Below are 13,047 nucleotides of genomic sequence, written 5' to 3' on the forward strand. Positions count from 1 at the left end.
CTCGGGCTGGTCTCGATACTGGATACGATAAACCGACTTAACCGTATAACCTGAACCGCCGTATACGGAACCGTACGTACGGTGGTGTGAGAGGACGGCGGATGTGAATCCGCCTCCTACTCGATCGGTGTAAAAGACCGCTTCAGCAGCCTTTAAGGCATGCGATCAGCTTAGCAGTGCCAATCGTTCCACTGTATCCGGAAATTTTGATACCAGCCGAATCAGTGTGGCAGCCTGGGCATTGGGTCGTGCTCGGCCTTGCTCCCAGTTTTCCAGGGTGCGTGTATTGGTGCGTAGATACATGGCAAATACAGCACGGGAAAGATTGAGCTGTTGTCGTACTGCAATGACGTCTTCAGCGGTGAGAAGGGCCAGTTTGTTTTGCTGCACGGTATGAGTCCGGAGTGTGACCTTGCCTTGGCGCTCGTTGGCCAATGCATCGAAGCCTTCGACCAGTTCGGAAAAAATGTCACGTTTCATGTGAATCCTCTCGCTTTGATTTCCCTGTCCAGCATGTGCTTGAGGGCGTGTTTGTGTTGTGGGCTCAAGTCGCTCTGCTCGTGCTTGCCGTACAGCGTGAACAGCCAAAATTGAGTGCCGCCCGACCACCAGTAATAGATGACTCGTAATCCACCCCGCTTGCCTTTGTTTCGTCGTTCATCGACGAAGCGCAGCTTGCGTAACCCACCGGTCCCTTCCATCACGGCCCCCGCTTCGGGGTTCTTCATGAGTTCTTGCTGAAAGCCGTGAAACAGTTCGTCAGTCAGGTAGTCCTTGCGGTACCGCTCAAAGGGCGGCAGTTCAATAAATAGAGCATCCATGTTCTGTACGTAGCCTGCGTATAGTTTGGTGGCCCCTCTGCCAAGGGTCAAGTGACCATGACGTGGGATTCTTCCTAAAGCGCATACACCATACGAGTGGCTCAGGCAGATAGATGCCAGACACAGAGGCATTTTCGTAAGGAACATTCCTTGAGCCGGGCAGGGAACTTTAACCTTTGCCAGAAACGCAAAACGGCACCCGAAGGTGCCGTTCTGTTTACTGCTGGCTGCTAGGTAATCAACCCGCCATCACCGCATGCTGCACCAGGGTGAGCAACGGTTGTGGGTAGACACCCAGGAAGAACGCCAGCAGGGCAATGGCCAGCAGCATCACGCCACCGGCTTTCTGTTCCCAGTGCAGCTCGGCGTCCACACGGCGCAGGTTTGGCTCGATCAGGTACAAGGTAACCATCACGCGCAGGTAGTAGAACACGCCGATGGCGCTGCCCAGTACCAGGGAGGCCACCAGCCACCATTCGTGGGCTTCGACACCGGTCGCGACGATGTAGAACTTGCCGATAAAACCTGCGGTCAGCGGGATACCAGCCAGGGACAGCATCATCACGGTCAGTACGGCGGTCAGGTACGGACGGCGCCAGAACAGGCCGCGGTATTCGTACAGGGCGTCGGCGTCACGGCCTTTGTAAGGCGAGGACATCAGGGTGATCACGCCGAACGCGCCGAGGCTGGTGATCACGTAGGTGACCAGGTACACGCCAATCGCTTCCACGGCCAGGCCCTTGCTCGCCACCAGGGCGATCAGCAGGTAGCCGAAGTGTGCGATGGACGAGTAACCCAGCAGACGCTTGAGGTTGTTCTGGGTCAGGGCCAGCAGGTTGCCGAACAGGATCGACGCAATGGCGATCACGGTCAGTACGTCGCTCAGCACACCGGTGTTGGCGGCGGGGGAGATCTGGAACAGACGCACCATCACCGCAAACACTGCAACCTTCGACGCAGTAGCCAGGAATGCGGCTACCGGCGCCGGGGCGCCTTCGTACACGTCTGGGGTCCACAGGTGGAAGGGGACCAGCGACAGCTTGAACGCCAGGCCGATCAGCATCATGGCCAGGCCCAGTTGGGCGATTGGCGCAGGCATGCTGGTGGCGGCCAGGGCGTGACCGATACCGCTGAAGCTCAGGCTGCCGGCTTCGGCGTAGAGCAGGGCCATACCGAACAACAGGAACGCGGAACCTGCAGCCGACAGCACCATGTACTTGATGCCGGCTTCCAGGGAGCGCTTGTTGAAGAAGGCGTAGGCCACCAGGCCGTAGGTCGGGATCGACAGCAGTTCCAGGCCGATGAACAAGCCGGCCAGGTGCTGCGCGCTGACCAGCACGATACCGCCGGCCGCCGCCAGTAGGATCAGCAGGTACAGCTCTTCGCGGTTGCCCGGGTAGCCGGTGCCGCCTTCGCCGAGGTAGGCATGGGCGAGGGTGACGCAGGCCAGTGTCGCAACCAGGATCAACGCGGTGTACAGCAGCGCGAAGTCATCGATCATGACCAGCGGGGTCACCGCCAGCGGGGCAACCTTGAGTGCCGGGATAATCGACAGCAGGGCCAGGTTCAGGCCTGCGGTAGACAGCAGGAACGTCTGTGAGTGATTGCGGCGCCAGGCGATTGCCAGCATCACCACCACAATGGTGAGGCTGGTAATCAGCAGCGGCGCAAGCGCGATAAAGTGTTGGATCGTGAATTCCATAGCGCTCTTACCGGGCCGAAGCGAGTTGAGTGAAGGCGGTGCTCAACCACTGCTGCACGCCATGCATCGTGGCGGCAGAGGTGTCGAGGAACGGTTGCGGATACACGCCGATATACACCAGCAATGCCGCAAGGCCGAGCACCATGATCAGTTCGCGAGCATCCATCCCTTTGAGGACGGCGTCCGACTTGGTCGGGCCGAAGTAGGCGCGGTGGATCATGATCAGCGAGTAGACCGAACCGAACACCAGGCCGGAGGTGGCAATCGCGGTGATCCATGGCGCACTGACGAAGCTGCCCATCAGGATCAGGAACTCACCGACGAAGTTGCCGGTACCCGGCAAGCCCAGGGACGCAGCGGCAAAGAACAGGCTGATTGCCGGCAGGTAGGCGATACGCGACCAGATGCCGCCCATTTCACGCATGTCACGGGTGTGCAGGCGCTCGTACAGTTGGCCACTGAGGATAAACAGCGCGGCGGCTGAAACACCGTGAGCCAGCATCTGGATCACCGCGCCTTGCAACGCCAGCTGGCTGCCGGAGTAGATGCCGATCAGTACGAAACCCATGTGGGAAACGGACGAGAAGGCAATCAGACGCTTAATGTCGGTTTGCGCGAAGGCCAGGAACGCACCGTAGAAGATCCCGATCAGGCCCAGGGTCATGGCAATCGGCGCAAACTCGGCCGAAGCATTCGGGAACAGCGGCAGGGCGAAACGCAGCAGGCCGTAGGCCGCCGTCTTCAACAGGATACCGGCCAGGTCCACGGAACCTGCGGTGGGCGCCTGGGCGTGAGCGTCAGGCAACCAGGAGTGGAACGGCACCACCGGCAGTTTCACCGCGAAGGCGATGAAGAAACCGAGCATGAGGATGTACTCGGTGGTCATCGACATCTTGGTTTTCAACAGGTCGGCGTAGTTGAAGGTAATCACGCCGGTGTTGTTGAAGTTGACCAGGACCAGGCCCAGGATCGCCACCAACATGATCAGGCCGGAAGCCTGGGTGAAGATGAAGAACTTGGTCGCCGCGTAGATCCGGGTTTTCTTGCCGTCCGAAGAACTGTGACCCCAGAGCGCGATGAGGAAGTACATCGGCACCAGCATCATTTCCCAGAAGAAGAAGAACATGAACAGGTCGAGGGCGAGGAACACGCCGACCACGCCGCCCAGGATCCACATCAGGTTCAGGTGGAAGAAACCCACGTGACGCTCGATTTCTTTCCAGGAGCAGAGTACCGAGAGGATACCCAGCAGGCCGGTCAGCAGGATCATCAACAGCGACAGGCCATCGAGGGCCAGGTGCACGTTGATGCCGAAGCGTTCGATCCAGACGTGCTTGAATTCAAGCGCGAAGGTTGGATCGACACCCGGTGCCGGAGCAAATGAATAGTCGCCATGGGCCCACAGCCAGAGGCCGAGTGCGAGTTCCAGGGACATGGTCAGCAACGCAATCCAGCGGGGCAGGGTAGCGCCGAAGCGCTCGCCCATCCAGCAGAGCAGGCCGCCGATAAAGGGGATCAGGATTAGCCAGGGCAGAATCATGACGGGCTCGTTTCCTTTCGCAAGTTCGCAAAGTTCATATCAGACCGCTACCACTACGATGGCGCCGATCACCAACACGGCACCGGCCGCCATGGAAGCTGCATACCAACGCAATTGGCCGGTCTCGGTGCGGCTCAGGGCGGTGTGACCGGCCTTGGCGGCACGCGGGATCAAACCGATGGTCTGGTCGAGCGGGTCTTTGCGCAGTACATGGCTGATCGCAAGGTAAGGCTTGACGAACAGTTTGTCGTAGATCCAGTCGAAGCCCCAGGCGGCGAACCACCAGGCCGAAAGGAATCGGCCAATGCCACTGTTGGCCACGGCGGTGACCAAGCGACGCTTGCCGAGGAACAACAGGGCCGCCAGCAGGATCCCGGCGATGGCGATGGCGCCCGAGGCGATTTCCAGGCTGTGCTTGGCGTCGCCGCCGGCATGCCCGACGCTTTGTGGCAGTACGCCGGCCAGTGGCGGAGTGATCATGGCGCCGACGAAGGTCGACAGGATGATCAGCACCGACAGCGGCAGCCAGTGGGAAATGCCGTGGCCTGCGTGGGCTTCGGTCTTGGCTTCACCGTGGAACGTGATGAAGATCAGGCGGAAGGTGTACAGCGAGGTCATGAACGCGCCAACCAGACCGGCGTACAGCAGGCCCTGGTTACCGCTGGCAAAGGCTTCCCAGAGGATTTCGTCTTTGGAGTAGAAACCTGCGGTCACCAGTGGCAGGGCTGCCAGCGCGGCACCACCGACGATGAAGCTGGCGTAGGCCAACGGCAGTTTCTTCCACAGGCCGCCCATCTTGAAGATGTTCTGCTCGTGGTGGCAGGCAACGATCACCGCACCGGACGCCAGGAACAGCAGGGCCTTGAAGAAGGCGTGGGTCATCAGGTGGAAGATTGCGCCGTCCCAGGCACCGACGCCCAGGGCCAGGAACATGTAGCCGATCTGGCTCATGGTCGAGTAGGCGAGGATGCGCTTGATGTCGGTCTGCACCAGCGCGGCAAAGCCGGCCAGCACCAGGGTCACGCCGCCCACCAGGCCCACCAGGTGCAGGATTTCCGGCGCCAGGGTGAACAGGCCGTGGGTACGGGCGATCAGGTAGACACCGGCGGTCACCATGGTGGCGGCGTGGATCAGTGCCGACACCGGGGTAGGACCGGCCATGGCGTCTGCCAGCCAGGTTTGCAGTGGCAGTTGTGCTGATTTACCGACAGCGCCGCCCAGCAGCATCAGGGTCGCCAGGGTGATCCAGAAGTCGCCGACCTGGAACTTCTGCGGTGCCAGCACCAGCAGTTCCTGGATATTCAGCGTGCCCACCTGTTGGAACAGGATGAACAGGCCGATGGCCATGAACACGTCGCCGATCCGGGTCACGACAAAGGCCTTGAGGGCCGCGTTACCGTTGTTGCGGTTGCTGTAGTAGAAACCGATCAACAGGTACGAGCACAGGCCCACGCCTTCCCAGCCGAAGTACAGGAACAACAGGTTATCGCCCAGCACCAGGAACAGCATGCTGGCGATAAACAGGTTGGTGTAGGCAAAGAAGCGCGAGTAACCGGCCTCGCCACGCATGTACCAGGACGCGAACAGGTGGATCAGGAAACCCACGCCCACCACCACGCCGAGCATGGTGATCGACAGGCCGTCGACGTAGAGGGCGAAGTCAGGCTTGAAGCCCTCGACCGCCATCCATTGCCACAGCACCAGGGTGTAGTGACCGGCTTCGGGCGGCGCCACGTTGAACTGCCAGATGACGTAGGCGGCGACAATCGCCGACAGGCCAATGGAACCCACGCCGACCAGGGCCGAGAGGTTTTCCGACCAGCGTCCACGGGAGAACGACAGCAGCAGGAAACCGATCAGGGGAAATACGAAAGTCAGAAAGATCATGTTCATCCGCGCATCTCACTGGCAGCGTCGATATCAAGCGTGTGGAAGCGACGATACAGTTGCAACAGGATCGCCAGGCCAATACTGGCCTCGGCAGCTGCCAGGCTGATCACCAGGATGAACATTACTTGCCCATCCGGCTGGCCCCAACGCGCACCCGCCACGATGAAGGCCAGTGCAGCAGCGTTCATCATGATTTCCAGGCTCATCAACACGAACAGAATGTTACGGCGAACCATCAGGCCGACCAGGCCAAGGCAGAACAGGATGCCGGCGACCGCCAGACCATGCTCCAAAGGGATAGCAGGCATCGTCATTGCTCCTTGGCTTCGTTGCGGCCCAAGTGGAAGGCCGTGATGGCTGCGGCGAGCAGCAGCATCGAAGCCAGTTCGACCACCAGCAGGTACGGGCCGAACAGGCTGATGCCCACGGCCTTGGCGTCTACGGTGGTGTGGCCGATGGCCTGGCCGCTCTGGTGAGCGAACAGCACATACAGCAGTTCACCCAGCAGCAGCGCTGCCAGGATCACTGGGCCAAGCCAGATGCCGGGCTTGAGCCAGACGCGCTCCTGGGCGACCGAAGCCGGCCCCAGGTTGAGCATCATCACCACAAACACGAACAGCACCATGATGGCGCCAGCGTAGGCGATCACTTCCAGTACACCGGCAAACGGTGCGCCGAGGCTGAAAAAGGTCATGGCCACGGCGATCAGCGAAATGATCAGGTAGAGCAGGGCGTGCACAGGGTTGGTGTTGGTGATCACGCGAAGCGTGGACACAACCGCGATACCCGATGCGAAATAGAAAGCGAATTCCATCTTTCTTCCTTAAGGCAGCAAGCTCTTCACGTTGATCGGCTCGGCTTCGTTTTGTGCGGCGCCTTTCGGCTTACCGGCAACGGCCATACCTGCAACACGATAGAAGTTGTAATCAGGGTTTTTACCGGTACCTGCGATCAAAAGATCTTCTTTCTCGTACACCAGGTCCTGACGTTTGAACTCGGCCATCTCGAAATCCGGTGTCAGCTGGATCGCGGTGGTCGGGCAAGCTTCCTCGCAGAGGCCGCAGAAAATGCAGCGCGAGAAGTTGATGCGGAAGAAGTCCGGGTACCAGCGACCGTCTTCGGTTTCAGCTTTCTGCAGGGAGATGCAACCCACCGGGCACGCCACGGCGCACAGGTTGCAGGCTACGCAACGCTCTTCGCCGTCGGGGTCGCGGGTCAGTACGATGCGGCCGCGATAGCGCGGCGGCAGGTACACCGCTTCTTCCGGGTATTGCAGGGTGTCGCGTTTGCGAAAGCCGTGACCGAACACCATCACCAGGCTTCGCAACTGGGTACCGGTACCCTTAACGATGTCGCCAATATATTTGAACATGGGTCAAATCCTCACTGAACCGCGCCCGCTGGCGTGTTCAACAACACAACGGCAGCAGTCACCAGCAAATTGATCAGGGTCAGCGGCAGGCAGAAGCGCCAGCTGAAATCCATCACCTGGTCGTATCGTGGACGCGGAATGGAAGCGCGCAGCAGGATAAACAACATGATGAAGAACGCGGTCTTGAGGAAGAACCAGAAGAACGCCAACTGCGGCAGGATACCGAACGGACCGTGCCAGCCGCCGAAGAACAGCGTGACCAGCAGGGCCGAGATCAAGATGATGCCGATGTACTCACCCACGAAGAACATGCCCCATTTCATGCCGGCGTATTCAATGTGGTAACCGTCGGCCAGTTCCTGCTCCGCTTCCGGCTGGTCGAAGGGGTGACGGTGAGTCACGGCCACGCCAGCAATGAAGAAGGTACAGAAGCCGAAGAACTGCGGAATGATGAACCACAGGTTCTGCGCCTGGTACTCGACGATGTCGCGCATGTTGAACGAGCCCACCTGCACCACGATGCCCATCAGCGCCAGGCCCATGAACACTTCGTAGGACACAGTCTGGGCCGAGGCCCGCAAGCTGCCCAGCAGGGCGAACTTGTTGTTACTGGCCCAGCCGGCGAACAGCACCGCGTAGACCGACAAACCGGCCATGGCGAAGAAGAACAGCAAGCCGATGTTCAGGTCCGCCACGCCCCAGGTCGGGGTGATCGGGATGATCGCGAAGGCGATCAGCAAGGCGCTCATGGCCACGACCGGTGCCAGGGTGAAGATCACCTTGTCGGCAAACGGCGGGGTCCAGTCTTCCTTGAAGAACATTTTCAGCATGTCGGCAGCGATCTGGAACATACCAAATGGGCCAACGCGGTTCGGACCGTAACGGTCCTGCCACCAGCCCAGCAGGCGACGTTCGACGAAGCTGAGCAGGGCGCCCGCGACGACCACGGCCAACAGGATCACGATGGCCTTGACGACCGAGATGATCACGTCGATCACTTCAGGGGTGAACCAGGTCATTGCGCTGCCTCCTGCAGACCGTCAACGGTTTGGCCAAAGATCGCAGGAGGAATCCCGGCGAGGCCTTTTGGCAGTGCAACCAGGCCAGCACCCAGCTCGTCGTTGATGCGCAGCGGCAGACGCAGGGTCTGGCCGGCCACGTTCAGGCTGAGCAGGGCACCGTCGTTGACGCCCAGGCGATCGGCTTCGGACTTGGCCACGGATACGTAGGCGGCGGGAATGCGCTCTTGCACCGGTGCGGCTTTGGAAGAGGTCTCTTCGCTGCCGAACAGGTGGAAGAACGGCACAACCTGCCAGGTGCCCTGGGCCGGGTTGAACGGACGCGGTACGGCGGTGAACCAGTTCAGCGAATCACCGCTGCTTTCGATCAGGCGGGTGCCCGGGTCGCCAGCGCGGATATGCCCACCGACTTCGTCCTGGAACTTGTTCCAGGCCTGCGGCGAGTTCCAGCCCGGCGACCAGGCAAACGGCACCTGCTGACGCGGCTCGACCGAACCCGAGTAACCTTCCATGGAGAAGGCGAACGCGGTGTCGTTGTCTTGCGGGGTACGCGGTTCGTGCACGCTGATATCAGCGCGCATGGCGGTACGCCCGGAATAACGCAGCGGCTCACGGGCCAGTTTCATGCCCTTGATACGGAACGCGGCGGACGGTGCGGCATCGACGATACGCGCCAGTTGCGGGGCGCTCGCGGCGACGGCTGCGGTGACGTGGTCGAGCTGAGTCCAGTCGATCGGCTGGTTCAGCAGGGTTGCGCGCAGGGCATGCAGCCAGCGCCAGCCTTCGTGAACCAGGATGCTGGCGTCCATGTACTTCGGATCGAACACCTGGAAGAAGCGCTGGGCGCGGCCTTCCTGGCTGACCAGGGTCCCGTCGCCTTCGGCGAAGCTCGCGGCTGGCAAGACCAGATGGGCACGGTCGCTGGTCGCGGTCTTTTGGTGATCGGCGACGATCAGCACTTTGGCAGCACTCAGCGCGGCATCGACCTTGCCCGCATCGGTGCGGGTGTACAGGTCGTTTTCCAGCACCACGATGGCGTCGGCACTGCCGTCGATCACGGCTTGCAGGGCGCTGTCCAGGGACTCGCCACCGAGCATGGCCAGGCCAAGGCTGTTGGCTTCCGGCACGACCAGGCTGATGGAGCCGTTCTTCTCGCGCAGCTTCAGGGCCTTGGCGATGTTGGCGGCGGCCTCGATCAGCGCCTTGGAACCCAACGAGGTGCCGGCAATGATCAGTGGACGCTTGGCCGCCAGCAGGGCGTCGGCGATGCGTTGAGCCAGGGCTGCGGCTTCTGCGTCCAGGCCTTCGACGGCAGGGGCGCTGGCGTCGAGGGCGTGGGCCACGGCGAAACCGATGCGCGCCAGGTCGTCGGGCGCGGCGTGCACGCATTCTTCGGCGATATCATCGAGCTTGGTTTCAGCGAGGCTGGCGATAAACAGCGGGTTCAGCGCGTGCTGGCCGATGTTTTTCACCGCGGCGTCGAGCCAAGGCTGCACGCGCATGGCGTCGGCCATTTCTTCGGCCTTGCCTTTGACCGACTGGCGCAGCGACAGGGCGATACGCGCGGCGGTCTGGGTCAGGTCTTCACCGAGTACGAAGATTGCGTCGTGGTCTTCGATGTCGCGCATGTTTGGCACTGGCAGCGGGCTGTCGTTCAGCACCTGGAGGACCAGGCGGATGCGCTCCAGCTCAGCGGCTTCGATACCACTGTAGAAGTGCTCGGCACCGACCAGCTCGCGCAACGCGTAGTTGCTTTCGAGGCTGGCGCGTGGCGAACCGATACCGACGATGTTGCGCCCGCGCAGTAGGTCGGCGGCTTTATCCAGTGCCGCGTCCAGGCTCAGCTTGGCGCCATCGGCCAGCAATGGCTGGCGCGGACGGTCTTCGCGGTTGACGTAGCCATAGCCGAAGCGGCCACGGTCGCACAGGAAGTACTGGTTGACCGAACCGTTGAAGCGGTTTTCGATGCGACGCAGTTCGCCGTAGCGCTCGCCCGGGGAGATGTTGCACCCGCTGGAGCAGCCATGGCAGATGCTCGGCGAGAACTGCATGTCCCACTTGCGGTTGTAGCGCTCGGAGTGGGTCTTGTCGGTGAACACGCCGGTCGGGCAGACCTCGGTGAGGTTGCCGGAGAACTCGCTTTCCAGAACGCCGTCTTCAACGCGACCGAAGTACACGTTGTCGTGGGCGCCGAATACGCCCAGGTCGGTGCCGCCGGCGTAGTCTTTATAGAAACGTACGCAGCGATAGCAGGCGATGCAGCGGTTCATCTCGTGGGAAATGAACGGGCCCAGTTGCTGGTTCTGGTGGGTGCGCTTGGTGAAGCGATAACGGCGCTCGTTGTGGCCGGTCATCACCGTCATGTCTTGCAGGTGGCAGTGACCGCCTTCCTCACAGACCGGGCAGTCGTGGGGGTGGTTGGTCATCAGCCATTCGACAACGCTGGCGCGGAACGCCTTGGATTCATCATCGTCGATGGAAATCCAGGTGTTGTCGGTGGCCGGCGTCATGCAGGACATGACGATACGACCACGGGTGTCGTTTTCGTCGGTGTACTGCTTGACCGCACACTGGCGACAGGCACCGACGCTACCAAGCGCGGGGTGCCAGCAGAAATAAGGGATGTCGAGGCCTAGTGACAGACACGCCTGTAACAGGTTGTCTGCCCCATCGACTTCGAGCGCTTTGCCGTCTACGTGGATAGTGGCCATGGTTCAAAGTTCTTCGTTGGCCCGTTGTCAGCGGGCGTGGCTAATGGAATCTTGTTATGCATATGCCTCAACACAGCCTTCACGGCGTCAGCACATGACAAGGCGAAGGGCACGGACCCTTCGCCTATTGAAACGTTACGCGCCGACTACGATCGGCTTTGCCAGAGGCGGGACGGCGGCGCTTTTGGGCGCGATGCCGGCCTCGAACTCCGAGCGGAAGTACTTGATTGCGCTGCCCAATGGCTCCACGGCGCCCGGTGCGTGAGCACAGAAGGTCTTGCCCGGGCCGAGGAAACCCACCAGGCCCAGCAGGGTCTCGATATCCCCCGGCTGGCCTTCGCCGTTCTCGATCGCCATCAGGAGCTTGACGCTCCATGGCAGGCCATCGCGGCACGGGGTGCAGAAACCACAGGATTCGCGAGCGAAGAACTGCTCCATGTTGCGCAGCAGCGAGACCATGTTCACGGTGTTGTCCACCGCCATCGCCAGGCCGGTCCCCATCCGGGTGCCCACCTTGCCGATGCCGCCGGCATACATCTGTGCGTCGAGGTGCTCGGGCAGCAGGAAACCGGTGCCGGCGCCGCCTGGCTGCCAGGCCTTGAGGGTGTAGCCATCGCGCATGCCGCCGGCGTAGTCCTCGAACAGCTCGCGGGCGGTCACGCCGAAGGGCAGTTCCCACAGGCCAGGGTTCTTGACCTTGCCGGAGAAACCCATGAGTTTGGTGCCCATGTCTTCGCTGCCTTCGCGGGCCAGGGATTTGTACCAGTCCACGCCGTCGGCGATGATCGCCGGCACGTTGCACAGGGTCTCGACGTTGTTCACGCACGTCGGCTTGCCCCACACGCCAACGGCGGCAGGGAAGGGCGGCTTGGAGCGTGGGTTGGCGCGGCGGCCTTCGAGGGAGTTGATCAGGGCGGTTTCTTCACCGCAGATATAACGCCCGGCACCGGTGTGCACGAACAGCTCGAAGTCGAACCCCGAGCCGAGGATGTTCTTGCCCAACAGGCCGGCGGCCTTGGCTTCGGCCACGGCACGGTTCAGGTGCTTGGCGGCGGTGGTGTATTCGCCCCGCAGGAAGATGTAGCCACGGTAGGTTTTCAGTGCGCGGGCACTGATCAGCATGCCTTCGATCAGCAGATGGGGCAGTTGCTCCATCAGCATGCGGTCTTTCCAGGTGTTGGGCTCCATTTCATCCGCGTTGCACAGCAGGTAGCGGATGTTGATGGATTCGTCCTTGGGCATCAGGCCCCACTTCACCCCCGTGGGGAAGCCTGCACCACCGCGGCCTTTAAGGCCGGCGTCCTTCACGGTCTGGACGATATCGTCCTGGGCCATGTCGGCAAAGGCTTTGCGTGCGGCGGCGTAACCGTTCTTGGCCTGGTACTCGTCAAGCCATACCGCCTCGCCGTCGTCGCGCAGGCGCCAGGTCAGCGGGTGAGTCTCGGCCGAACGCTTGATCAGGTTGGCGGGACCAAAGGAAGTCAGGGTCATGGGTAGCCCTCGAGCAATTGGGTGACGCCAGAGGCCTGGACGTCGCCGAATGTGTCGTCGTCGATCATCAACGCCGGCGCCTTGTCGCAGTTGCCCAGGCAGCACACCGGCAGCAGCGTGAAGCGCCCGTCTGCCGTGGTTTGGCCCAGGCCGATGCCCAGCTTGCTCTGGATCGCATCGACCACCGACTCGTGGCCACCGATGTAGCAGACCATGCTGTCGCACACGCGAATGATGTGGCGGCCGACCGGCTGGCGGAAGATCTGGCTGTAGAACGTCGCCACGCCTTCCACATCGCTGGCCGGGATGCCGAGGATCTCGCCGATGGCGTAGAGGGCGCCGTCGGGCACCCAGCCACGTTCCTTCTGGACGATCTTCAAGGCTTCGATCGACGCCGCGCGCGGGTCTTCGTAGTGATGCAGCTCGTGCTCGATGGCCGAGCGCTCGGTTTCACTCAAGGTGAAACGGTCTGTCTGGATAAGCGTGCTGTTCATGCTCATG

At 61.4% G+C, this 13,047-nt stretch carries 12 protein-coding genes; all 12 read right to left on the minus strand.

What is annotated here, in order from left to right:
• Nucleotides 1–165: 165 nt before the first annotated feature.
• Nucleotides 166–480 carry a helix-turn-helix domain-containing protein gene (locus tag BLL38_RS18275; RefSeq protein ID WP_076963806.1) on the minus strand — a complete coding sequence of 105 codons (315 nt, stop codon included), beginning with the start codon at nt 478–480 and terminating at the stop codon, nt 166–168.
• Nucleotides 477–821 carry a type II toxin-antitoxin system RelE/ParE family toxin gene (locus BLL38_RS18280; protein WP_076963860.1) on the minus strand — a complete coding sequence of 115 codons (345 nt, stop codon included), beginning with the start codon at nt 819–821 and terminating at the stop codon, nt 477–479. The genes BLL38_RS18275 and BLL38_RS18280 overlap by 4 nt, the downstream gene beginning before the upstream one ends.
• A 238-nt stretch (nt 822–1,059) precedes the next feature.
• A complete protein-coding gene (gene nuoN / locus BLL38_RS18285) occupies nt 1,060–2,523 on the minus strand; it encodes an NADH-quinone oxidoreductase subunit NuoN (RefSeq protein WP_065944419.1) in 1,464 nt (487 codons plus the stop codon).
• 7 nt (nt 2,524–2,530) lie between these two features.
• Nucleotides 2,531–4,063 carry an NADH-quinone oxidoreductase subunit M gene (gene nuoM, locus BLL38_RS18290; RefSeq protein WP_057445263.1) on the minus strand — a complete coding sequence of 511 codons (1,533 nt, stop codon included), beginning with the start codon at nt 4,061–4,063 and terminating at the stop codon, nt 2,531–2,533.
• A 39-nt stretch (nt 4,064–4,102) separates the two neighbouring features.
• Nucleotides 4,103–5,956: an NADH-quinone oxidoreductase subunit L gene (gene nuoL / locus BLL38_RS18295; protein WP_076963807.1), complete on the minus strand. Its 1,854-nt coding sequence runs from the start codon at nt 5,954–5,956 to the stop codon at nt 4,103–4,105.
• Nucleotides 5,953–6,261: an NADH-quinone oxidoreductase subunit NuoK gene (nuoK, locus tag BLL38_RS18300; RefSeq protein WP_003174727.1), complete on the minus strand. Its 309-nt coding sequence runs from the start codon at nt 6,259–6,261 to the stop codon at nt 5,953–5,955. The genes nuoL and nuoK overlap by 4 nt, the downstream gene beginning before the upstream one ends.
• A 2-nt stretch (nt 6,262–6,263) precedes the next feature.
• Nucleotides 6,264–6,767 carry an NADH-quinone oxidoreductase subunit J gene (gene nuoJ, locus BLL38_RS18305; RefSeq protein WP_003219561.1) on the minus strand — a complete coding sequence of 168 codons (504 nt, stop codon included), beginning with the start codon at nt 6,765–6,767 and terminating at the stop codon, nt 6,264–6,266.
• A 9-nt stretch (nt 6,768–6,776) separates the two neighbouring features.
• On the minus strand, nt 6,777–7,325 hold the full coding sequence (nuoI, locus tag BLL38_RS18310; protein ID WP_014718911.1) for an NADH-quinone oxidoreductase subunit NuoI: 549 nt from the start codon (nt 7,323–7,325) through the stop codon (nt 6,777–6,779).
• Nucleotides 7,326–7,336: 11 nt separating this feature from the next.
• Entirely contained in the window at nt 7,337–8,344 is a 1,008-nt protein-coding gene (gene nuoH / locus BLL38_RS18315; RefSeq protein WP_017737147.1) for an NADH-quinone oxidoreductase subunit NuoH, read from the minus strand.
• Nucleotides 8,341–11,055 (minus strand): NADH-quinone oxidoreductase subunit NuoG, encoded by a 2,715-nt coding sequence (nuoG, locus tag BLL38_RS18320; RefSeq protein WP_076963808.1) that lies wholly within the window; start codon nt 11,053–11,055, stop codon nt 8,341–8,343. The genes nuoH and nuoG overlap by 4 nt, the downstream gene beginning before the upstream one ends.
• Nucleotides 11,056–11,190: 135 nt before the next feature.
• Nucleotides 11,191–12,546, minus strand: a complete 1,356-nt coding sequence (nuoF, locus tag BLL38_RS18325; protein WP_076963809.1) for an NADH-quinone oxidoreductase subunit NuoF — start codon at nt 12,544–12,546, stop codon at nt 11,191–11,193.
• Nucleotides 12,543–13,040 carry an NADH-quinone oxidoreductase subunit NuoE gene (gene nuoE / locus BLL38_RS18330; protein WP_029293358.1) on the minus strand — a complete coding sequence of 166 codons (498 nt, stop codon included), beginning with the start codon at nt 13,038–13,040 and terminating at the stop codon, nt 12,543–12,545. The genes nuoF and nuoE overlap by 4 nt, the downstream gene beginning before the upstream one ends.
• Nucleotides 13,041–13,047: the final 7 nt, after the last annotated feature.

It is taken from the genome of Pseudomonas gessardii, assembly GCF_001983165.1.
GTDB classification, from domain to species: domain Bacteria; phylum Pseudomonadota; class Gammaproteobacteria; order Pseudomonadales; family Pseudomonadaceae; genus Aquipseudomonas; species Aquipseudomonas gessardii.

Bases quoted from the DNA above. Each gene is read 5' to 3' on its own strand.
- nuoJ (WP_003219561.1), bottom strand. From the start codon at position 6,767: ATGGAATTCGCTTTCTATTTCGCATCGGGTATCGCGGTTGTGTCCACG.
- nuoM (WP_057445263.1), bottom strand. From the start codon at position 4,063: ATGATTCTGCCCTGGCTAATCCTGATCCCCTTTATCGGCGGCCTGCTC.
- BLL38_RS18275 (WP_076963806.1), bottom strand. From the start codon at position 480: ATGAAACGTGACATTTTTTCCGAACTGGTCGAAGGCTTCGATGCATTG.
- nuoK (WP_003174727.1), bottom strand. From the start codon at position 6,261: ATGCCTGCTATCCCTTTGGAGCATGGTCTGGCGGTCGCCGGCATCCTG.
- nuoG (WP_076963808.1), bottom strand. From the start codon at position 11,055: ATGGCCACTATCCACGTAGACGGCAAAGCGCTCGAAGTCGATGGGGCA.
- nuoN (WP_065944419.1), bottom strand. From the start codon at position 2,523: ATGGAATTCACGATCCAACACTTTATCGCGCTTGCGCCGCTGCTGATT.
- nuoI (WP_014718911.1), bottom strand. From the start codon at position 7,325: ATGTTCAAATATATTGGCGACATCGTTAAGGGTACCGGTACCCAGTTG.
- nuoH (WP_017737147.1), bottom strand. From the start codon at position 8,344: ATGACCTGGTTCACCCCTGAAGTGATCGACGTGATCATCTCGGTCGTC.
- BLL38_RS18280 (WP_076963860.1), bottom strand. From the start codon at position 821: ATGGATGCTCTATTTATTGAACTGCCGCCCTTTGAGCGGTACCGCAAG.
- nuoL (WP_076963807.1), bottom strand. From the start codon at position 5,956: ATGAACATGATCTTTCTGACTTTCGTATTTCCCCTGATCGGTTTCCTG.
- nuoF (WP_076963809.1), bottom strand. From the start codon at position 12,546: ATGACCCTGACTTCCTTTGGTCCCGCCAACCTGATCAAGCGTTCGGCC.
- nuoE (WP_029293358.1), bottom strand. From the start codon at position 13,040: ATGAACAGCACGCTTATCCAGACAGACCGTTTCACCTTGAGTGAAACC.